Below are 21797 nucleotides of genomic sequence, written 5' to 3'. Positions count from 1 at the left end.
GCATGATCAGCTGCTCCGGTGGCCGTCCTGCGCACCGTGCTAAAGTCCACACCGGTTCGGGCTCTGCAGTCCTGCGACGAGTACCGGCACGCACCGTCCTCGAAAGTCGATCCAGCTGATGCCGATTCCCTCCGCCCGCACACTCCGTTCCGGCGCCCCCGCGACGAACGGTGAACCGGCGCGGCCCGGCGTGGACCGGCCGCACACGGTGTCGGTGGTCGTGCCGGTGTACCGGGGTGAGGACACGATCGCCGGCCTTGTCGCCGAGTTGCACGACCTCACCCGCCCGGCCGAGACCCCCGGCGGCACCACGTTCGCGGTCACCGAGATCATCCTGGTGCACGATCACGGCCCGGACCGCTCCGACGTGGTCCTGCAGGAACTGCAGCGGACCTACCCCACGGTGCGCGCCGTCTGGCTCAGCCGCAACTTCGGCCAGGACGCCGCCACGATCGCCGGGATGTCGGTCGCGGCCGGCGACTGGATCGTCACCATGGATGAGGACGGCCAGCACGACCCCCGCTTCATCAGCACGTTCCTGGATACCGCGCTGGCACAGCGCGCCGATCTCGTCTACTCCAAGCCCAGCAACACCAGGCCGCACGGATTCCTGCGCAATCTGACCTCCCGCGGAGCCAAGCTGGTGCTCGCGACGCTGTTCGCGTTCCCGGATTCCACCCGCTTCGAGAGCTACCGGCTGATCCGCGGGGACATCGGCAGGCAGCTGGCCGAGGTGGCCTCCAACGGCGTCTACCTGGACGTCGCGCTGACCTGGGTGGTCGGCGCCGTCGCGCAGGCGCCGGTGGTGCTGCGCGCCGAAGGCAGGGACGAATCCGGCTACAACTACCGCCGCCTGTTCTCCCTGTTCTGGAAGATGGTGCTGTGCAGCGGTACCCGCGGTCTGCGGCTGGTCAGCCTGCTCGGCGTCACCTTGGCGCTGGCCGGCGGCGTGATGGCCGGGATCGTCGTGTTCGAAGCGCTGACCACCGACGGCTGGGCGCCCGAAGGCTGGGCCTCCACCATCGTGGTGCTGCTGCTGTGCTCCGGCGCCGTGCTGTTCTCACTCGGGCTGATCGCCGAGTACCTGGGCGTCGCCTTGCACATCCTGGTGGGCAAGCCCCTCTATCTCACCGTCGAGACGCCGACGCCGCGTCCGGCCGACACTTCGGAACTGACCACCACCATCGCCAGCAGGGGGACCGACCGGGTTGAGCACTGACCGCGTCATCTTCAGCCGCCCGTACCGGGCGCGCCGGGAACTAGCGAACCTGGAGGCCGTGCTGGCCTCCGATCACAGCCATGGCGACGGACAGTTCACCGCGTCGGCCACCGCGAAGCTGAAGGCGATCACGGGTGCGCCGCACGCCCTGCTCACCACCTCCTGCACATCCGCGCTGGAAATGGCGGGCCTGCTGCTGGAACTGGGCCCCGACGACGAAGTGATCGTGCCCAGCTTCGCCTTCACCTCCACCGCCACCTCGATGGCGCTGCGCGGGGCGACCTGCGTCTTCGCCGACATCGATCCGGCCACCGGCAATCTCGACCCGGAATCGGTGGCGGCTGTGCTCACCGAGCGCACGAAGGCAGTGGTGGTCATCCACTACGGTGGCGTCGCCGCGGACATGGCCGGACTGCTGGAGCTGGCGAACGCGCACGGCGTCGCCGTCGTGGAGGACAACGCGCACGGACTCGGCGGCAGCTGGCGCGGCAGGAAGCTCGGCACCATCGGCACGATGGGCACGCTCAGCTTCCACGACACCAAGAACGTGCACTGCGGCGAAGGCGGCGCGTTGCTGCTGACCGACGAGATCCTGATGGCGCGCGCCGAGATCATCCGGGAGAAGGGCACCGACCGGGCCCGGTTCCTGCGCGGAGCCGTGGACAAGTACTCCTGGCAGGACATCGGTTCCAGCTACTTGCCGAGCGAGCTGAACGCGGCCGTGCTCGACGCGCAGCTGGACGAGTTCGACGCCATCCAAGCCGGACGGCACCGGGTGTGGGACGCCTACGCCGCCGCCCTGCCGGACTGGGCACGGCGCAACGACGTGCGCCTGATGTCCGTGCCTGCCGATCGCGAGCACACCGCGCATCTGTACTACCTGCGCACCCCGACCGAGCGCCGCCGCGACGACCTCATCGCACACCTCGCCGCGCAGGGCATCTCCGCGCCGTTCCACTACATACCGCTGGATTCCAGCCCGGCCGGCTTCAAACTCGGCCGCACGCCGCGCGCGTGCGCCCGCAGCGCCGAGTTCTCCGCGACCGTCGTGCGCCTGCCGCTGTGGCCGGATCTCACCGACGCGCAGGTGGCTCGGGTGGTGGACGCGGTCACCGCGTTCGCCGTCTGATCACGCGGTGAGCACGTAGAGTTTCTCCCTGCCGCCCGCGATCAGCGACCGCCGGGCCACCTTCGGGCCGTACGCCGTGAAGAACTCGTCCAGTGTCCGCTCGGTGAAGCGATGCGCCTGCTCACCGTCGCCCGCGTCGGTGAATCGCTTGCCGATCGTGGCGAGGACCGGATTGTCGCTGGTCGCGAGGTTGCGGACCGGTTCGGCGACGATCACACGCTCATTGGCCGCCATGAGCATCCGATCGAGCAGGGGGCTGGGGTCGGGCAGGAAGTGATAGAGGCTGGCCTGCATGATGACGTAGTCGGCCTCGGGCAGCGCGTCACCGGAACGCAGGTTCCACACTCTGCCCCGCCCGCCCGCTTCGTTCACGCGCGCGACGAAACGCTCGTTCAGATCGAGCCCGGTGTAGTCGACCGACTTGTGGCGCAGGTAGCGGGTGTAGAGCGTCGCGGGTCCGCAGCACAGATCGACCACGCTCGCACCGGCCGGGACGAGTTCCGCGATCGCGCGATACCGAGCCGTGTAGTGCCTGCCGTACAACCCGCGCATCAGAACCTCGTAGACGGTCCCGTTGCGGTAGATGAGGCTCGTTCTCACAGGCACTCACTATGCCATCGGTCGCTGAATCGGGCGCTTCGGCAACGTGAATCGCGTTCAGTCACCGAGCAGCGTGCGTGCCTGGTCCTCGGTGAGGATCTCGTAGGCGTCCGAGGCCCGGTTGTACCACCAGGTGTCCGGTCCCGCCTCCGGGCGCCCGGCCGCCTGCACCGCACGGGCCGACGGACGGAACGACGGGCTGCGCGGGATGTCCGCCACCACGTACACCACGTCGGGGCGCTGGTCCGGTTCCAGTACCCGCAACGCCTCGGTGACGTCCTTGGGGTCGAGGCGGAAACCGTCGCGCACGCTCACCGCGGCCACCGCGATGCAGTGATCGCCCACGTTGAGCCCGTAGGTGACTTCCATGTCGACGGCGGTGACATCGTTGAGCACGTCGACGATCGGCTGGCCGAAGACCGGCCCGCGCCGGGTGTGGATCACCGTGTCGGTGCGGTCGATCAGCCAGTAGTCGCCGTCGCCGTCACGGCGGAACAGATTCTCCGTCGGCATCCAGGAGTCGCCCGCGGAGAAGACCCCGCGCAGGCCGCCCGCGGAGATGTCGACGCCGTCGGAGGCCTTGCCGATCAGCAGGCCCACCTCGTTGTCCGCGCAGCGGCGGGCGAAGCCGGATCCGTCGACGAGGATGCGTTCGGTGAGCGGATCGAAGGCGACCAGTTCCACCTTGGCGGTGCCGGGAACCGGCCTGCCTTTGCAGCCGCGCTTCACCCCGGCCACGTTGGCCAGCACCACGTCGCCCTCGATCGAGGCGTAGAACTCCAGCACGCGAGCCGGGTCGAACTGCTCCACGGTGCGCCGCCACAGCCCGGCGGGCATACCGGAGCCGATGAACAACCGGATCGGGTGGCGATGACCGGCCGGGAACACCTCGGCGTCGAGGATGTCGCGCAACATGGTCCAGGTGTAGGTCACCACGGTGACTCCGTAGCGGTGCACTTCCTCGGCGAAGCGCTCCGGGTCCAGCGAGCGGGCCAGCGCGATCCGGCTCCCGCCTGCGACCGCCCCGCCGAGACTGACCAGCAGCCCGGACGAATGGTGCAGCGGCGCAAGGCAGTACACGGTGTCCCTGCGATTGAGATCGGCCGTGGTCGCGGTGCCGAACGCCGACAGCGCCCAGCGATGGTTGCTGATGTACTTGGTCTCCAGCCGCTCACCGGTGCCGGTGACCAGCACGAACGCCAGCTCCCGGGCGAGGCCGGGGTCGGGGCGGTACCACGCGGGCACATGCACCTGCGCCGGATCGATCTGTTCCAGGTCGATCAGGCGGTCGCTCATGGGCAGCGCCAGCTCGCGCGTGCCGCCACCGCCGAGCACCAGCACTTTGGCGCCGGTCGCGGCGGCCTGCCGCAGGTTCTCCGGGTCGGAGATCAGCGTCTCCACGCCGGTCAGCTCGATCGCTCGGCTCAATTCGCTGTTCGGGGCCAGCAGGACCGCCACCGCGCCCAGTCGCGACAGCGCGGCGACGGAGGCCAGCGCGCTGGGCCGGGTCTCCATCACCACGCCGACCCGCATGGCGGGGCGCACGCCGACCGAGATGAGGCCACGCACCACGTTGTCGATGCGCTCGTTGACCGCCGCGTTGGTGTGTACGCGGTCGTCGAACAGGAACAGGTCCCGCTGCGGCGCGCGGCGGTTCTGCTCGGCGAGCAGCCGGCCGAGCGATACCCGGGTGTGCGGCTGGATCATGCCGAGGCGAGTCAGCCTGGGCAGCGCCCGCGCCGCTTCGCCCGCCAGCTCGATCGAACCGCGCACCGTGTTGTTCGCGATGCCCTCGAGCGCCTTGCCCACACCGGTGCCCGCCTCCGCCAGCGTCGCGGCCGTGTGCACCACCCGGGTCGCCGCCGACCGGGGCCGATTGTTCGGCACGTGCTCGGTCATCGGCACGATTTCCGGCGGCAGCGGCTTGTCGCCGTTCATCCACTCGACCCATTGCCGCACCAGCGGCCAGGTGTGGTTGGTGGCCATGCTTCCGGCCACCAGGCCGAAGTGGCCCGCGACCAGCGTCGCCTCGTAGACCTCGGCGTTCGGCGCGGCCCGCACGATGCCGCGGACCGCGGCGGGCTGTCCGATGTCGTCGACCTCGCCGACGAACGCCAGGATCGGGCATTTCAGCTCGGCCAGCGAGATCGGATGATCGCGGATCACGAAACCGCCGAGCATCAGCCGGTTGTGCGCGACGAACTGCTTGAGCAGGTCCGCCGCGGCCGGCCCCGCGTAACCGACCCAGCCGTCGCTGTTGAGGAAGCGGCGCTGACGCTCCTTCGGCAGCAGCGCCTCGCGGTCGTGCAGCTGGCGGAGGAAATCGATCCGGGATTTGGCCGTCTTCACCGGGTCGAGCAGCTGGAAGCCGATCCGCACCATGGAGTCCGTGATCGGCAGCCGGGTGACCACGTGATCGGCCAGGAAGTCCGCGACGTCGGAGACCATGCCGTAGGGCAGTCCGAACGGCATGCCCGCGACGATGTCGACCGGGCTGCCGAAGGTGACGATGCTGTCCACGCCCTTGCCGTACCGGTAGGCCGCGGTTTGATAGGCGAACATGCCGCCCTGCGAGTAACCCATCAGATGCACGCCGGAGCCGGTGGCCTCGTTGACGGTGTCGATGGCGCTGTTGACGGCCAGGACGTGATCGGCGAGGTCGCGCTGCCAGCCGCCCTCCTCGCTCGCGGGCGAGCCGAAGTCCACCACCCAGCAGTCGACGCCGCCGCGATGCAGGATCCCCACGGCGCCGTCCTCGGCGTTCACGTCCCAGATGTCGGCGTTGACCATGAGCGGCGGGACCAGCAGGACCACCGGTCGCCCCGGGGTCGCGTCGTCGGGGAAGTAGTGACGCAGCCGGTACATGCGTCTGCGTTCCACGACCTCGAACGGCGAGGACGCGACGTCATGGGTCAGCCCGCCGAAGCGGATGACCTCCAGGCCGTTCTGCGCGGTCGCCATCAACCGTTGCACCGAGCCCACCACAACATTCGCATTCAACTTCACCATCGCTCCTGGCCTACCCTAGAACGTGACCTGCATCACACACCGCGACGTGTTCAGACGAGCTTCCCACACCACCTGTCCATTATGTGTCCGCTGTGACACGTCACATGCCAGGTTGCCGTGGCCGGCTTCCCGGACGCCCACCCCCGCGGCTCGGGAACGCGAGCGGCTACCGCCTGAGTAACGGGGAGTCGAACAGTCCGTCGAGTGCATTGCGACCACCCCGCGCAGGAGGCGGGACGGACGCGGTGACGCCCCCCGACCGGAGCGCGCGCGGAAGGCCCCGTCCGACCCAGGGTAGGCGACCCGGTACGAAACACAGCGCGGAGCACCCGCGAACACCCGGAGGGGCGGAGCCGGTTCCGGTGGATCAGGGCGGCGGCCCCGGTCACCTGAAGCCATCACGATCACCGAGCCCGCGCAGCCGAATGAGCGCTCGATGCGTCTGATCGTCCGCTGACGGAAGGCAATCCGCGACCGGCTTCGCTACGCCACCCGCCGTTACCGGAATCGACCGCGTGTCGTGACCATCCGCCGGGCCAGGAGACGATCTTCCAAATTTTCCTGTGCACAGCCGCTTTCGGCGTCTACCATCGATCACGTCTGGAACGCCCTGGCGCGTAGGCAATTTCGTTCGATGAGCTCTGTGCGGGTATGCCCGCTGCTGTTTGATGTGAACACCCAGCGACTCTGAACTATCGGCGACCTCAATCCACCCCGCTCCAAAACCCGTCACCATGTCTCGGTGGCCGTCTCGAGGTGAGGACCACGCATGACCATTGAAATGCCAGTCCAAACGGAAAACAACGCGCGCAGGAGCCTCAGCACCAGCACGGCCGGGCTGCTCGCGCACACCACCAAATCCGAACCGCAGATGCAGGGCATCAGCTCCCGGTGGCTCACTCGCGCGCTGCCGTGGACGCAGGTCAACGGTGGTGTGTACCGGGTGAACCGCCGCCTGACCCACACCGTGGGCAACGGCGAGGTGGAATTCGTCATCGACGGCTCCACCGCACGCGTCATTCCGCTGGAATTGCAGGAGCTTCCGGCGCTTCGCGGATTCGACGACGAGGAAGTTCTGCGCGGCCTCGCAGATCGTTTCGAACAACGCGATCTCGAACCCGGTACCGTGGTAGCGGAATTCGGAAATCCCGTCGATCAAGTTCTGCTGATCGTGCACGGAAAATTGACCAAGATCGGATCCGGCGAATACGGCGAGCAGACGAAACTCGGTATCCTGGGCGGTGGCGACTTCTTCGGCGACACCATGCTCACCGAGCCGTCGGCGATCTGGCCCGTCACCATCAAGACGGTCACGCGAACGACCGTCCTGGTCCTGCCGCGGCAATCGCTGACACAGCTCCTCGACCACAGTCCGGCGCTGCGCGAGCAACTCGACCGCGTCGCCGCCGCGCCCAGTCACCCGCAGAACAACAAGGGCGAGGCCGACATCACGATCTCCTCGGGCCACGCCGGAGAACCGCTGCTGGAAGGCACGTTCGTCGACTACGACGCCTCGCCGCGCCAATACGAGCTCAGCCTCGCGCAGAGCGTGCTGCGGGTGCACACCCGCGTCGCCGACCTGTTCAACGACCCGATGAACCAAGTCGAGCAGCAATTGCGCCTGACCATCGAAGCTCTCTACGAACGGCGCGAATACGACCTGGTCAACAACCCGGACTTCGGTCTGCTGCACAACTGCGATCTGAAACAGCGCATCTACACCGAGTCCGGCGCTCCGACCCCGGACGACTTCGACGAACTGCTCAGCATGCGCCGCAGCACGAAATTGTTCCTCGCTCACCCGAAGGCCATCGCCGCGTTCGGACGCGAATGCACCAAGCGCGGACTCTATCCGGATCCGGTCGAGGTGGACGGGCACCGTGTTCCCGCATGGCGTGGCGTACCGATCTTCCCCTGCGGCAAGATCCCGATCAGCGACACCCAGACCACCTCGATCCTGGCCATGCGCACCGGCGAGAAGGATCAGGGCGTGATCGGCCTGCACCAGACCGGGATACCGGACGAATACGAGCCGAGCCTGAACGTGCGCTTCAAGGGCATCGATGACCAATCGATCATCTCCTACCTGATCAGCTGCTATTACTCGGCGGCCGTGCTGGTGCCGGATGCCCTCGGCGTGCTCGACAACGTCTCGGTCGCCCGGCAAGCCGACTGACCGGGGGTGATGGGCATGTCGGTGCTCTCCCGCGCCGGCGCGGCGCACGCCACCGATGAGGTGGCCGCCGCCGTCGTCGCGTTACTCACCAACACCCGGACGACTGCGCCGTCCGATCTGTTCGCTTCGCAAACCGCTGCTCCAGTAGGTATTTCGATGCGACCGGGGAGCGTGACGCCACGCGGCTTACTCGGTCCCTCCGGGCTGGGTGCCGCAGCACTGCTGCTTCCGAATCGCGGAACGACGTCCGCAGGCGCGGCGCCCTCCCCCGCCGTCACCGGCACGCGCACGGCGGGCAGCGCACCGGTAGCGATTCCGGCGGCGGGACGAACGCCGTCACCGACAGCGCCGCGATTCCCCACCGGCTCCACCGGGCTGGGCACGGCGTCGGCGTGGCCAGGGATACACCGCCTCGCCGCGCCACGCGCGGCCAAGCCCTCGCCGCTCCAGCGAACCGGATCGGACGCCGCGGGCGTTGCACCGGGGCCGACCGGATCGGGCACGGCGCAGCGCGAGCACTCGGATCCGATCCCGCCGCTGTACTGCCCGCCGCCGCTGCGTGACGATCCGGCGCTCGCGGAGGCCGTCAACACCGGCATCGTCGACTGGGCCGAAGACATCGGGCTGTACGAGGGCCGGCTGAACGAATTGCGCGACGCCGACTTCGGCCGGTTGATCATGCTCGCCCACCCGGACTGCGACGACGCCGACCTGCTGCTCGCGGCGGCCAAGTGCGCGGTATCGGAATGGTCCGTCGACGACTACTACTGCGAGGAGGACGCCGACGACCGGGCGCCGGACGGTACCCCCTCCAGCGCCGAGGCGGAACTGGGTCCCCGGCTCGAACTGGCGGCCGCCGCCATGGATCCGGTTCACCTTCCCGCGCGGTACGTCGCCCAGCTCGAGGCGGCCCTCGACGCCGACCCGATCCTGCGCGCCTTCCGCACCTCCTTCGAGCACCTCGCCCGCTATGCGCGTCCGGCGCAGCTGGCCCGGCTGCGCACCGAGATCGCGGGGTGGTTCATCGCACTCGGAGCGGAAGCGGGCTGGCGCGCCGCGGGACGGATGCCACCGGTATGGGAGTACCTCACCAATCGGCAACCGCACAGCTTCCTGCCGTGCATGGCGCCGACCGACGTGGTCGGCGGCTACGAGTTGCAGGCCGCGGAATACACCGACCCCGCGGTCCGCCGCGTGGTCACCACCGCGGCACTGGCCAGTCAGATGGTGAACGACCTGTACTCGATGGCCCGCGAGGACCTGTCCAACGGCAGGGAGTTCAATCTGCCGACCGTCCTGGCCGCCGAGGAGCGCTGCTCGCGCCGCGAGGCGGTGCTGCGCACCGCCGAGGTGCACGACGAGCTGGTGCACCGGTTCGAACGGGAGGCGGCGCCCCTGGCCGCGCTCGGCTCGCCGGAACTACGCCGCTTCCTCACGGGCCTGTGGGCCTGGATGGGAGGCAACCGCGCTTGGCACGCCGATAGCAAACGCTATCGCGACCCGCATTGAAGCCGCCCGCAAGTGAGCAATTCAGCAGTACCGCACCGAGAGAGGATGATCGCGCATGACCATGCTCAACCCGGAGACCGGGACCGTTCTGCGTACCAGCTACCAGAAGTCCGTCGCCGCGTACTGGAACAACAACCCGAACGACGACCGGGTCAACACCAAACTCGGTGAGGTCGACGGGCTCTACCACCACCACTACGGCATCGGGGATCCGGACCTGTCCGTGCTGACCGGCCCGGAGGACACCCGCGAGGAGCGCATCGTCACCGAACTGCACCGGCTGGAGACCGCGCAGGCGGACTTCCTGCTCGACCACCTCGGCGACGTCCGGCCCGGCGACCGGCTGATGGACGGCGGCTCCGGCCGCGGCGGCACCAGCTTCATCGCCAACCAGCGCTTCGGCTGCCAGGTCGACGGCGTCACCATCTCCGAGTACCAGGTCGGGTTCGCCAACGATCAGGCCGTCCACCGCGGCGTCGCGGACAAGGTGCGGTTCCACTTCCGCAACATGCTGGACACCGGATTCGAGAGCGGCTCCATGCGCGCGATCTGGACCAACGAGACCACCATGTACGTGGACCTGTTCGATCTGTTCCGCGAGTTCTCCCGGCTCTTGGAGCCTGGCGGGCGCTATGTGTGCATAACCGGCTGCTCCAACGACGTGACCGGCGGCCGCTCGTCCTCGGTGAGCTGGATCGACGCGCACTACGGCTGCATGATCCATCCGCGCAGCGAGTACTTCCGCGCCATGGCCGAGAACGATTTGGTGCCCATCGCCGTGACCGAACTCACCGCGGCCACCATCCCGTACTGGGAGCTGCGCACGAAATCCGAGCTCGCCACCGGTGTCGAGAAGCCGTTCCTGACCGCTTACCGGGAGGGCAGCTTCCACTACCTGCTCATCGCCGCCGATAAGGTGGGCAGGTGACCGACGCCCTCGTCCAGCCGTACACCGACCGCGAGGCCCTGCCCGTCGAACTCGTCGACGACGCGGGGCGCGCGGTCGGCGCGTGCTCGGTCGCCGAGGCCCACCTGGCCCCGGGGCGACTGCACCGCGCGTTCTCCGTGCTGCTGTTCGACTCGGCCGGCCGGGTCCTGCTGCAGCAGCGCGCGGCGGTGAAGACCAGGTTCCCCTCCCTGTGGGCCAACACCTGCTGCGGCCATCCCGCGCCTGGCGAACCCGTCACAATCGCGGCCGGACTACGCCTGGCCGAGGAGATGGGCCTGACGATCGCGCTCACCGAGGCGGGCGTCTACCGCTACCACGCGGCAGATCTCCGCACCGGTCGTGTCGAGTCCGAATGGGATCACGTACTGATCGGGCGGCTGGACATCGGCGCGCCCCGGCCGGACCCGGCCGAGGTGGCCGACTTCGCCTGGATTCAACCGGACGCACTGCGCGACGCATTGGCCGACAACCCGGACGCCTACACGCCGTGGCTGGCGGGTGTGCTCGACATCGCGGAGCACGCGCACGTCACTCGCCCTGCGGCCCCCTGACCATCGCGTCCGCCCGATTTCCTGGTCCGAGGCAGCACAACGCATCGTCGACCGCGCCGCCGCTGCCTCGATCCAGTCCGCAGCCTCGCGGCGGCTTCCCTCGTCCGGGCTGCGGTGCGGCTCGTCAGAGGCGCTCGGTGTCGCGGCCCTTCGGCGTGTCACATCCATAGATGCGCATATCCCTGTAACACCATGGAGCGAAACTGAGAGAAATCATAGGAACGGCACAGGCTGTGGCCAGGACCGTTCTGCATCGTTGACGTTGTACGAGATCTCGGTGAAGTGAGGTGCGTGATGGTCGAATTCGAGGTCACCGGAACGACGGTGACGATGCACGTGCTCGGCGCGCATCAGGTGCTGGCGCTGCGCGACCACCTGACCTTCGATTTGTCCGACATCACCGCGCTCGGCCTGGCCGGGGTCGACCGCCGCCCGCCGTGGGTGCGCGCGCCCGGTGCGTTCTTCCCGGGCGTGATCGCGGCCGGGACATTCCGCGGCAAGGGCCGCAAGGAGTTCTGGGACACGCGCTTCGACGGACACGCCATCCGTATCGACCTGGCGGGCGCCGATGTCACACGGCTCGTGGTCGATGTCGCCGATCCGAACGCCGAGTTGCGCAAGCTCGTCACGGCCGTGGCCGCCTGAGCTTCGCTCCGGCGGCGAAGGAGCACAGCGAACCGGGTATAGGGCTCGGGCGGCTGCTGCGGCCGACTCGCCTCAGCCGACTGGCGCCAACCCCATGAGCAGCGTTTGGATGGTTACTGTCCCCGCCGCCACCCTGGTCAGCACCGGCACACAGACCTCGGCGCTCGCTCGTGCAGAGCGGCCATGCCGATCTCCGGGCCTGATCTCGCATCAGTTGGCCTGTTCGCTGTCAGGCCGTCGTCGGCGACGTTGGGCCCGCTGCCTGCAAGCATTGCGGCACAGCCCAGATCCGAGGCTCATCGGCCGACCTGAGTTGCGAGTACCGCGAGACCTGGCTTTAGCTGTTCGCAAGCACGGCGGATCGACACAGGGGTTCCGATGACAGTTTCGGCAGGGCAGTTCGTGGATCGCCGTTTCGCGCGACTGGTGGCGGAGTTCGACCGGCTGTTCCAGCGCCCGTCCGACGGCGGCGGCGCGCTGGCGGTCTACCTGCACGGCGAGCCGGTGGTCGACGTCTGGGCCGGATACGCGCATCCCGATGTTCCGTGGGCGCACGACACGATCGCGATGGCCTACTCGACCGGCAAGGGGATCGCCAGCACACTGGTGCATCGTTTGGCCGAGCGCGGCCTGATCGATTACGACGAGCCGCTCGCGACGTACTGGCCGGAGTTCGCGGAGGCGGGCAAGGAGCACATCAGCGTGCGGGCGGTGCTGACCCATCGGGCCGGGCTGCACCGGCTGCGTGGACTGCTGCCCGGACCGGTCGAGCGATTCTTCGACGACGCCGCGGTCACCGCGGCGCTCGCGGCCGCCGCGCCCGATCCGCGGCACAAGGTGACCAGCGGCTACCACGGCATCACCTACGGGCACTTGGCCGCGGAGCTGGTGCGCCGGGCGGCCGGAGCCGAGTTCACCGATCTGCTGCGCACCGAGATCGCCGAACCGCTCGCGGCCGAGGACCTCTGGTTCCGTGTCCCGGCATCCGAACGCGGACGTATCGCCACCAATTTCCCCCGCCTGACGGTCGCGGGCATGAGCTGGGAGCGTGGCTCGCGGATGCTCGCCCGGACCCGATTCGCGGCCGCCGCCGACACCACCCCGGTGGGCTTCGCCGAACTGGTCGCCGATCCGCGCCTGCACAACTCGGTGATGCCCGGCCTCAACGGCGTGTTCTCCGCCCGCGCGCTGGCCCGCGTGTACGGTGCGCTCGCCAATGGCGGGCAGCTGGACGGCTACCAACTGCTGCGCCCGGACACCATCGAGCAGATGACCCGGCGGCAGGTGTTCACCCCGGACTACGTGCTGGCCTTCCGGATCCCGTGGGCCCTCGGCTACCACGGCGTGCCGATGAAGCCGTCCAAGGCCGAACCCGTCTCGGCGTTCGGTCATTTCGGCCTCGGCGGCTCCGGCGGTTTCGCCGACCCCGCGACCGGGATGTCGCTCGGCTTCGTCACCAACCGCCTGGGCAGCAGGATCACCCCGCTCGGTGACGCGCGCCTGGCGCGTTTGGGCGCGCTGGCGCACAACCTGGCCAGAGCCGCCTGAGTTCGCCTGCCCGAGTGGCAGCATGGCGGTATGGAATCGGTCGATATGGCCCGGATCGAGGCGGCCGCGCGGCTGCTCACCCCGGTGATCCGGCGCACGCCGCTGCTGGCCTCACGGGTGCTGTCCGAACGGGTGGGCGCCCAGGTGTGGTTGAAGTGCGAGAACTTGCAGCGCACGGGATCGTTCAAGCCGCGCGGAGCCTACAACCGGATCGCGAATCTGCCGCAGGAGATACGCGAACGCGGCGTGGTGGCCGCGAGCGCCGGTAACCACGCGCAGGGCGTGGCGTGGTCGGCGGCGTCGCTCGGCATCGCGTCGACGGTGTTCATGCCGATCGGGGCATCGCTGCCGAAACTGATGGCGACCAAGGCCTACGGCGCGCAGGTCCGCCAAGTCGGCGAGACCATCGACGAGTCGCTGGACGCCGCGCTCGACTTCGCCGACCGGTCCGGCGCGACGCTGATCCACCCGTTCGATCATCCCGATATCGTGGCCGGTCAGGCCACCGTCGGGGTGGAGATCGCGCAGCAGCTGCCGCGGGTGGGCACGGTGCTCGTACCGACCGGCGGCGGCGGGCTCTTGGCCGGAGTCGCGGTCGCGCTGCGGCATCTGGCGCCGGACGTGCGCGTCATCGGGGTGCAGGCGGCGGAAGCCGCCGCCTGGCCGGACTCGCTGGCGGCGGGCCGCCCGGTGCGGGTCGAGCGGATGGCGACGATGGCCGACGGCATCGCGGTCGGGCGTCCCGGCACCGTGCCGTTCGATCATGTGGCGCAGCATGTTTCGCGCATCGTCACGGTGGACGAGGAAGCGCTGTCACAGGCGCTGCTGCTGTGCCTGGAACGCGCGAAGCTGATCGTCGAGCCCGCGGGTGCGGCGGCGGTCGCCGCCCTGACCAGCCACCCGCCGGAGGAACTCGGCCTGCGCGAGCCGGTCTGCGCGATCCTGTCCGGCGGCAACATCGACCCGCTGTTGCTGACCCGGGTGATCGGGCACGGCCTGAGCGCGGCAGGCCGCTACCTCGCGGTGCGCGTGACCATTTCCGATCGCCCCGGCGCACTGGGGGCACTGCTCGCGGTGATCGGCAAGACCAGCGCCAGCGTGGTCGACGTGGCGCACTCGCGCACCGGGACCTGGCTGGCGGTGGACGAGGTAGAGGTCGCCCTCACCCTCGAAACGCGCGGGCCCGACCATCGCGACGACGTGCTCACCGCACTCGCGAACGCCGGATACGCCGTCCGAGTCTCGGATTGACCGGCCCTGCCGCCTCCATCGAGTGGCACATCACCGAGGGATTACTCGCGAAACGCCGCAACCATGTGCCACTCGTGCCCGTGAAGTCAGTGGGCGCCGCCGAGTTCGAGGGCCAGGACGCCGAGGATTACCAGGGTGATGCCGCCGATTTGGATTAAGGTCAGTCGCTCTTGTAAGAAGAGCACGCCGATCAGTGCGATCGCGGCGACGCCGACCGCCGACCAGATGCCGTAGGCCACCCCGATCGGCATGCCTCGTTTCAGCGCCTGGGCCAGGAAGAAGAACGCCGCGCAATAGCCGACGACCACCACGATGGACGGGACGAGCTTGGCGAATCCGTCGGACAGTTTCAGCGACACGGTGGCGGTCACCTCGGAAGCGATGGCCAAGGCGAGCAGGAGCAAGGTCATTTTCGCAGCGTAGCCAGAGCCCCGCGGGCGCGCACCGGTCGGCGATCGCCTTCCCCGCGGCCGCTCCCCAGCACCGGGAATTCGCGGCACGGCGACCACGGCCGACGCGTCGATACCATCGCGCCATGCGTTGCTCGTCCGTTGCGGTAACCGGTTTTCCCTTCGATGAGGTGACGTGCAACGAGTTGCCGTACGCCGAGCGCGACGAACGCTATCGGCGGTTGCACGAGTGGCCCGAGCCCAGCTATGCGCACCGTTCCGGGCTGCGCGTGATCTGGAAATACGCCGACGTGCGTGAGGTCCTGGACGCGACGACGCCGGGCATCTCCAACACGAATTCGCTGGACCCGCTGGTCGGTTACGCGCGTATCGCGGCGACACCACGAGCCATCCCGCATTTCGTCCGGCACCTGGTTCCGCCACCCGCGAAGGCCACCGCCAACCTCGCCGACGACCGGTTGCACAAGCGCGTGTGGAACACCATGGCCGGTCCGGAAGGGCACTTCACGATTTCCGCGGCGGATCGGCCCGCCCGGGCGGCGCAGATGGCCGAGCATTTCCACGAGGCACTGCGAGACATGGGTTTCCGGGCCGGATCGCCGTTGGACGTGACGGCCCTCTCGATCGGCTACGCGGCCCGGACCGTCGGCGCGGCGGTCGGCCTGCCCGCGGCGGACTGGCCACACGTGGCCGCGTGGAGCGGAGCGCAATCGGGACTGCTCGGCCGGGTGATGCGTGGACGCGACCTGGCCGACGCGGTGAGCGCGCTGGGTTGGTTGTTCACGGTGAGCGGCCGAGCGGTGCGACAGGGCCGGGGCGGCGAGGCGGCCGGGTTCGCGCGCAAACTCCGCGACGCCGGGCTCTCCCATCGAATCGCGGTGTCCGCCATGGCGAATTCGCTCGCCGCCGGAGTGCACACGGTGAGTGGCAGCATCCAGCAGGGCGTACAGCGGTTGCTCGGCGATCCGGACCGGATCTGGTGGAACCTGCTGGCCGAACCGGAGGGCGGAACCCGGGTCACGGCGAAAATCCTCCAGCTGGATCCCGGACTGGTGGCATGGAAGCGTCGAGCCAGGACGCCGGTCGTGCTCTCCAGCGGCACGCCGCTGCCCGCCGGACCGTTGCTCGTGCTGTTCGCCGCGGCCAACCGTGATCCGGAGGTCTTCCCGGACTGCCTGGCGCTGGACGGGCCCGGCAAGTTACCGCTGACGTTCGGCTTCGGCAGGCATGTCTGCCCCGGCAAGAGCATGGCCACACTGGCCGTCGAGGTGTTTCTCCGGCAGTTGCGCGAGCTGGCGCCGGAAGCCGAAGCAGTGCCGGAGGCCGTCGGCACCCGGCGGCGCAGTGACCTGCTGTTCAGCGGCGCCGACATCACCGTCGTCGGATAGGCGGGCTCACCGGACCCGGCACGTGTGGTCGAGCCGGGCCTGCGGCCGCTGCCGCCTCCGGATCGTGGCTGGTTCAGCCCAGCCAGGTCCGCGCCGCGGCCGCCGCCTCGCGCACCTCCGCGAGCTGCGCCGCGACCTGGACGCCGGCCGTACCGCCTCGGGCGTTGCGGGACGCGATGGATCCCTGCACGGTGAGCACCTCGCGCACCTTCCCGGTCAGCGCCGGGTCGACGGCGGCGAACTCCTCGTCGGTGAGTTCGTCCAGGCCGACGCCGCGCGATTCCGCGACGCGCACGCACGCACCCGCCGCCTCGTGCGCGACCCGGAACGGAACCCCCTGGCGCACCAGCCATTCGGCGATATCGGTGGCCAGCGTGAAACCGGCGGGCGCGAGTTCGGCCATGCGATCGGTGTGGAACGTCAGTGTCGAGACCAAGCCCGCGATGGCCGGGAGCAGCAGTTCGAGTTGCGCGACCGAGTCGAACAGCGGCTCCTTGTCCTCCTGCAGGTCGCGGTTGTAGGCCAGCGGTTGCGCCTTGAGCGTGGCCAGCAGGCCGGTCAGATTGCCGATCAGCCGGCCCGCCTTGCCTCGGGTCAACTCGGAGACGTCCGGATTCTTCTTCTGCGGCATGATCGACGAACCGGTCGACCAGGCGTCGGCCAGGGTGACGTAACCGAATTCCGGCGTGCTCCAGACAATCACCTCTTCGGCCATCCGGCTCAGATCGACGCCGATCATGGCCAGCACGAACGCCGCCTCGGCGGCGAAGTCCCGCGCCGAGGTGGCGTCGATCGAATTGGCGGCGGCCGAGTCGAACTCCAGTTCCGCGGCGATCGCCTCCGGATCCAGCCCGAGCGAGGAACCCGCCAGCGCGCCGGAACCGTAGGGCGACACCGCCGCGCGGCGGTCGAAATCGCGCAGCCGGTCCAGGTCGCGCAGCAGCGGGTGGGCGTGCGCGAGCAGGTGGTGGGCCAGCAGCACCGGCTGCGCCGCCTGCAGGTGGGTCTTGCCCGGCATCACCGCATCCGGATGCGCGGCGGCCTGCTCCACCAGCGCGTCGACCACCGCGAGCACACCCGCGGCCACCCGGCGTACGCCGTCGCGCAACCACATCCGGAACAGCGTGGCCACCTGGTCGTTGCGCGAGCGCCCCGCCCGCAAACGGCCACCGAGCTCGGCGCCGACCCGCTCGATCAGGCCGCGTTCCAGCGCCCCGTGCACGTCCTCGTCCGACTCGGCGGGGCCGAACGCGCCGGAAGCCACGTCCGCCGCGAGGCGATCCAGCCCGTCGAGCATGCCCGCCAGATCGGCATCCGACAGCAGTCCCGCTTTGTGCAGCACCCGCGCGTGCGCCTTCGAGGCACGGATGTCGTAGGGGGCCAGCGCCCAGTCGAAATGTGTCGACTTGCTCAGCGCGGCCATGGCCTCGGCCGGGCCGGAGGCGAATCGCCCGCCCCACAGCGCGCCTTGGTTCGTACCGCCACTCATGCGCTGTTCCGCCTCTCCGAATTTCAGCCGCACCAGTCGGGTGACCGGTGGGTTCGCGTTCAGGTGCTGTCCGGGTACCACTCGGGTCTTGGACGGACCCGGTGAGCCACCCATCGTCTTACGAGATCAATTGTCGCGGTCACGGTCGCGCGCCCCCGGCGGGGGTCGCCCTGCCGGGCCTGTCCACCGCGGAGCACTCGACGGTGCACGCCCTCGATAGGTAGTAGCTCGACGTCACCGATCGAGAACAGCGGCCTGGCGCGCAGCGCAAGAACATGTCCGCTCGCGCCCCCGTGGGAGGTTGCTTCGGAACGCACCCTGCTCCCCGTTCAGCGCACACACCGAATACTGCCTCGAGCCTTCGACTCGCGCCGCGCTGCTCGCGGAGTATCAACGCCTCCAGGGGTCGGCGCGCCGCTGTGGGAGCGATCGGGCATAACCCCAGGCGATTCCAAGCAGCGGGCGCAGTCCGTCTGCGTGCCGATGCGTGTCACGGCACCGGCACGCCCGTCGCTTACTTCTGGTTCAGGTCGCGGCGGGCGGCGACCTTGGAGGACAGGCCGTGGATCTGGACGAAGCCCTTGGCCAGGGACTGGTCGAAGGTGTCGCCCTCGTCGTAGGTGGCCAGGTTGAAGTCGTAGAGCGACTGCTCCGAGCGGCGGCCGTTGACCACGGCGGAGCCGCCGTGCAGGACCATCCGGATGTCACCGGAGACGTGCTGCTGGGTGTCGAGGACGAAGGCGTCCAGCGCGCGCTTGAGCGGGGAGAACCACAGGCCGTCGTAGGCCAGCTCGCCCCAGCGCTGCTCGACCTGCCGCTTGTAGCGGCCCAGCTCACGCTCGATGGTGACGTGCTCCAGAGCCTGATGGGCGGTGATCAGCGCGATGGCGCCGGGCGCCTCGTAGATCTCCCGGCTCTTGATGCCGACCAAGCGGTCCTCGACCATGTCCAGGCGACCGACGCCCTGGCGGCCCGCGCGGTTGTTCAGCTCGACGATCGCTTCCAGCACGCTGACCTGGCGGCCGTCGATGGCCACCGGCACACCCTTGTCGAAGGTGATGATCAGTTCGTCCGGCGCCTCGAAGTTCACCGTCGGGTCGGAGGTGTAGTCGTAGACGTCCTTGGTCGGGGCGTTCCACAGGTCCTCGAGGAACCCGGTCTCCACCGCGCGGCCCCAGACGTTCTGGTCGATGGAGAACGGCGATTTCTTGGTGACGTTGATCGGCAGCGAGTTCTCCTCCGCGAAGGCGATGGCCTTCTCGCGGGTCCACGCGTAGTCCCGGACCGGGGCGATCACGTTGAGGTCGGGGGCGAGCGCGCCGATACCGACCTCGAAGCGGACCTGGTCGTTGCCCTTGCCGGTGCAGCCGTGCGCGACGGTGCTCGCACCGTGGAACTTGGCGGCCTCCACCAGGTGCTTCACGATGAGCGGGCGGCTGATCGCCGACACCAGCGGGTACTGGCCCATGTACAGCGCGTTGGCCTGGATGGTGGGCAGGCAGTACTGGTCGGCGAACTCGTCGCGGGCGTCGATCACGATCGCCTCGACGGCGCCGCAGTCCAGGGCGCGCTGGCGCACCACGTTCATGTCCTCGCCGCCCTGGCCGAGGTCGATGGCCACGGCCACCACTTCGGCGCCGGTCTCCTTGCCGATCCAGCTGATCGCGACGGAGGTGTCCAGCCCACCGGAGTAGGCGAGTACGACGCGCTCGGACATGTTCTGTGTGCTCCTCGATGTTCGATAGGTGTATCAGCAGTATGGCGGGTGTCCGAGCGGTGGGAACGGCCCGGCCCCGACGCCTCGAGACCAGCATGGGCGGGCCCGCGTCGTTCTGCAAATGATTATGCACGACGATGCAAGCCCATTCACAACTGGGGGTAGTACCTGCGCTTCGCAACCGGCAAAGCTGCCAGCCCTGTCACAGGGGTTACCACCGCCGGCCGCAGTGAACTCGCGCCCGCGGCCGCCGTCGGATCGGCGTCGGCCGCGCCGGGGGCACGAGGTCCTGCTGCGGCAATATCTCCGAGTTTTGCCCTTCCGTCATTGCCTGGACTTCCCCTGCATGCGCCGACCGACGTGGCGGTGAGATACCGCCCACGAATCGACCTGCTCGACTACTTCCGCGATCAGTCTGCGCACGGCTGCTTCGTCGGAGTCGGCCGCGTATCGCGGTGAGACCGAAAAGCCGGACAGTAGTGCGGCATGCAGGTCACCGAGCACGAGCGCCCAGCCGATCAACGGCGAGTCGAGTTCGAGGTGACCGGCAATCGCGGCCGGTAGCCGCTCCGGCGCCGGCAGCGCCGCCACACCCGATGCTTCTTGTCCGGCGGCTTGCGCCGACACCGGCAGCATCCGGATCACGCCGCCCACGAGTGGCCAGCTGAACACGGGTCGATCACCGCAACCGGTGGGCCCGCCTGCCCACACCGAGGTCGAACCCTTCCTTGTTCGCTCAGTGGAGCCATCGTTTTGCGTCGTTCCGCGACGGCGATAGATCAGCGGTGTGGTCTATATACCGCCGACTCGACCGCCCCAGGTCGGGATCTCATGAGATGAGGGGCACGCTGTCTGCCGAGAGCTGAGGACAAGACCGTCCCGGCTCCTATTACAGAGTGAGAGGTCCCGGCTCGAACCTGAGTCCGCGGACTACCCCGACGCGGCGGGAGCCGCCTTCACAGCAAAGGACAGGCCCACCACCCGTCACTAATTTTTCCGAGAACCGTTGTCCGCATCCGATATCCGCGCAAGGAGAAATTCGGAGCGTTTTTGTTCGAGATACTCCTGCCAACGTTGCCGAAGGCCAGGATATCCTGGAACACCGCCGGGTGGTGGCGGCATGAAGGTGACGAATTCCCCGACATCTTGCGGGTAACCGAAATCGGCGAGCAGATCGACAGTTTTGAAGGGATCCTCGAATTCTGCCTGGTTCTCATGCACCCAAGCGAGTGCGAGATACGTCCAGACAAGGTCATCACGATCGACCAACTGATCCATCAGATCGGGGAGACGATCCAACTCATCCGAGAGCAGCAGTGAGATCTCCTCTGTAGAACCCATTTTGGAACCAGCAGGCACCACGCATCCCAGCGCCGACTCAACCACATCCGACGGCGATATCCATCGGTTGACATAGCCGTAATTCAGCTCGCCCGGAGTCAGGCGGGCCCAGTCGGCGATGAACGACGCGGGAATGTTGAATTTCGCCGAATATTCCATAGATTCGCTCACGGTTTCGACGGTATTCCGTTAACCGTTCCATCGGGTACAAACAATTGATGTGTAACCATTCCGGTCTCGTCTACTACTATGTCAAAAAGGGGATGATCGAGGTGGGTGCACTCTACGAACAGTGGTTCGAGGCGGTCGCACCGATGGGACCGAGCAGACTGGCGCGCGGTAAGGCGAATCAGGCTAGTTGTTCGATCTTCGCGGCCACCTCGGCGCCGGTCAGCGGTTCGCGGGCGATGACCGCGATGGTGTCGTCGCCCGCGATGGTGCCGACGATGTAGGGCAGGGCGGCGCGGTCCAAGGCGCTGGCCAAGTAGTGGGCCGCGCCGGGTGGGGTGCGCAGGACCGCGATGTTGCCGCTGGCGTCGGTGGAGACCAGCAGGTCGCCGAGCAGTTTGGACAGGCGGTCGGTGCCGCCGGTCACGCCGCGCACGGGGCTGCCGTCCTCGGGTACCACGTAGACGCCCGCGCCGCCGTCGGCGGCGCGCAGTTTCACCGCGCCGAGTTCGTCCAGGTCCCGCGACAGCGTCGCCTGCGTGGTCTCGATACCCTCGGCCGCGAGCAGCGCCGCCAGTTCGGTCTGGCTGCGTACCGCGTGCGCCGACAGCAGTTCGATGATGCGCGACTGACGCCCGGCGCGGGTGCGTGCGATGGCCGGGCCGCTTCGACCCGATTCCGACTGCGAGACGCTCACG

The 21797-nt window shown here is 68.6% G+C and carries 18 protein-coding genes; 10 read left to right on the top strand and 8 right to left on the bottom strand.

Annotation, left to right across the window (positions count from 1 at the left end):
* Positions 1–118: 118 nt before the first annotated feature.
* Both NNI01S_RS24590 and rffA read left to right on the top strand, forming a co-directional pair.
* Positions 119–1219, top strand: a complete 1101-nt coding sequence (locus NNI01S_RS24590) for a glycosyltransferase (RefSeq protein ID WP_063022493.1) — start codon at positions 119–121, stop codon at positions 1217–1219.
* Positions 1209–2348, top strand: a complete 1140-nt coding sequence (rffA, locus tag NNI01S_RS24585) for a dTDP-4-amino-4,6-dideoxygalactose transaminase (RefSeq protein ID WP_063022492.1) — start codon at positions 1209–1211, stop codon at positions 2346–2348. The genes NNI01S_RS24590 and rffA overlap by 11 nt, the downstream gene beginning before the upstream one ends.
* On the opposite strand, the gene NNI01S_RS24580 is transcribed toward rffA, so the two are convergent.
* A complete protein-coding gene (locus NNI01S_RS24580) occupies positions 2349–2948 on the bottom strand; it encodes a class I SAM-dependent methyltransferase (protein ID WP_063022491.1) in 600 nt (199 codons plus the stop codon).
* Between the two features lie 57 nt (positions 2949–3005).
* The gene (locus NNI01S_RS24575) at positions 3006–5957 is read right to left on the bottom strand and encodes an acyl-CoA synthetase (protein WP_063022490.1); all 2952 of its coding nucleotides are present in this window, start codon (positions 5955–5957) and stop codon (positions 3006–3008) included.
* Positions 5958–6726: 769 nt separating this feature from the next.
* On the opposite strand from NNI01S_RS24575, the gene NNI01S_RS24570 reads away from it, so the two are divergent.
* The 7 genes from NNI01S_RS24570 (at position 6727) to ilvA (ending at position 14586) form a co-directional block, all read left to right on the top strand.
* Positions 6727–8133 carry a family 2B encapsulin nanocompartment shell protein gene (locus NNI01S_RS24570; RefSeq protein WP_063022489.1) on the top strand — a complete coding sequence of 469 codons (1407 nt, stop codon included), beginning with the start codon at positions 6727–6729 and terminating at the stop codon, positions 8131–8133.
* Between the two features lie 15 nt (positions 8134–8148).
* Complete coding sequence (locus NNI01S_RS24565) at positions 8149–9642, top strand: family 2 encapsulin nanocompartment cargo protein terpene cyclase (protein ID WP_174554484.1); 1494 nt, start codon at positions 8149–8151, stop codon at positions 9640–9642.
* Positions 9643–9697: 55 nt separating this feature from the next.
* On the top strand, positions 9698–10570 hold the full coding sequence (locus NNI01S_RS24560; protein WP_063022488.1) for a geranyl diphosphate 2-C-methyltransferase: 873 nt from the start codon (positions 9698–9700) through the stop codon (positions 10568–10570).
* Entirely contained in the window at positions 10567–11142 is a 576-nt protein-coding gene (gene idi, locus NNI01S_RS24555; RefSeq protein ID WP_063022487.1) for an isopentenyl-diphosphate Delta-isomerase, read from the top strand. Before NNI01S_RS24560 ends, idi begins: the two co-directional genes overlap by 4 nt.
* 294 nt (positions 11143–11436) lie before the next feature.
* Positions 11437–11787 (top strand): hypothetical protein, encoded by a 351-nt coding sequence (locus tag NNI01S_RS24550; protein WP_063022525.1) that lies wholly within the window; start codon positions 11437–11439, stop codon positions 11785–11787.
* A 378-nt stretch (positions 11788–12165) separates the two neighbouring features.
* On the top strand, positions 12166–13335 hold the full coding sequence (locus NNI01S_RS24545; protein ID WP_063022486.1) for a serine hydrolase domain-containing protein: 1170 nt from the start codon (positions 12166–12168) through the stop codon (positions 13333–13335).
* 30 nt (positions 13336–13365) lie between these two features.
* Positions 13366–14586, top strand: a complete 1221-nt coding sequence (ilvA, locus tag NNI01S_RS24540) for a threonine ammonia-lyase (protein WP_063022485.1) — start codon at positions 13366–13368, stop codon at positions 14584–14586.
* 86 nt (positions 14587–14672) lie between these two features.
* On the opposite strand, the gene NNI01S_RS24535 is transcribed toward ilvA, so the two are convergent.
* Positions 14673–14996: a DMT family transporter gene (locus tag NNI01S_RS24535; RefSeq protein ID WP_063022484.1), complete on the bottom strand. Its 324-nt coding sequence runs from the start codon at positions 14994–14996 to the stop codon at positions 14673–14675.
* Positions 14997–15121: 125 nt separating this feature from the next.
* Between NNI01S_RS24535 and NNI01S_RS24530 the strand changes: the two genes are divergently transcribed.
* The gene (locus NNI01S_RS24530; RefSeq protein ID WP_157114950.1) at positions 15122–16384 is read left to right on the top strand and encodes a cytochrome P450 family protein; all 1263 of its coding nucleotides are present in this window, start codon (positions 15122–15124) and stop codon (positions 16382–16384) included.
* A gap of 73 nt (positions 16385–16457) precedes the next feature.
* On the opposite strand, the gene argH is transcribed toward NNI01S_RS24530, so the two are convergent.
* The 5 genes from argH to NNI01S_RS24505 all read right to left on the bottom strand — a co-directional run bounded on the left by argH (position 16458) and on the right by NNI01S_RS24505 (position 21796).
* Complete coding sequence (gene argH / locus NNI01S_RS24525; RefSeq protein WP_063022524.1) at positions 16458–17873, bottom strand: argininosuccinate lyase; 1416 nt, start codon at positions 17871–17873, stop codon at positions 16458–16460.
* Positions 17874–18387: 514 nt separating this feature from the next.
* Positions 18388–19590, bottom strand: coding sequence for an argininosuccinate synthase (locus tag NNI01S_RS24520; RefSeq protein ID WP_063022482.1), 1203 nt, complete (start codon positions 19588–19590; stop codon positions 18388–18390).
* A gap of 324 nt (positions 19591–19914) precedes the next feature.
* On the bottom strand, positions 19915–20262 hold the full coding sequence (locus tag NNI01S_RS24515; protein ID WP_063022481.1) for a hypothetical protein: 348 nt from the start codon (positions 20260–20262) through the stop codon (positions 19915–19917).
* A 315-nt stretch (positions 20263–20577) separates the two neighbouring features.
* Positions 20578–21102 (bottom strand): DUF2247 family protein, encoded by a 525-nt coding sequence (locus tag NNI01S_RS34725; RefSeq protein ID WP_157114949.1) that lies wholly within the window; start codon positions 21100–21102, stop codon positions 20578–20580.
* A gap of 178 nt (positions 21103–21280) precedes the next feature.
* On the bottom strand, positions 21281–21796 hold the full coding sequence (locus tag NNI01S_RS24505; RefSeq protein WP_051020632.1) for an arginine repressor: 516 nt from the start codon (positions 21794–21796) through the stop codon (positions 21281–21283).
* Between the last annotated feature and the right edge of the window lies 1 nt (position 21797).

It is taken from the genome of Nocardia niwae NBRC 108934 = DSM 45340, from assembly GCF_001613465.1.
GTDB classification, from domain to species: Bacteria; Actinomycetota; Actinomycetes; order Mycobacteriales; family Mycobacteriaceae; genus Nocardia; species Nocardia niwae.
The sequence above is the reverse complement of the archived record's forward strand: the minus strand, read 5'-3'. Positions and strand labels throughout refer to the sequence as shown.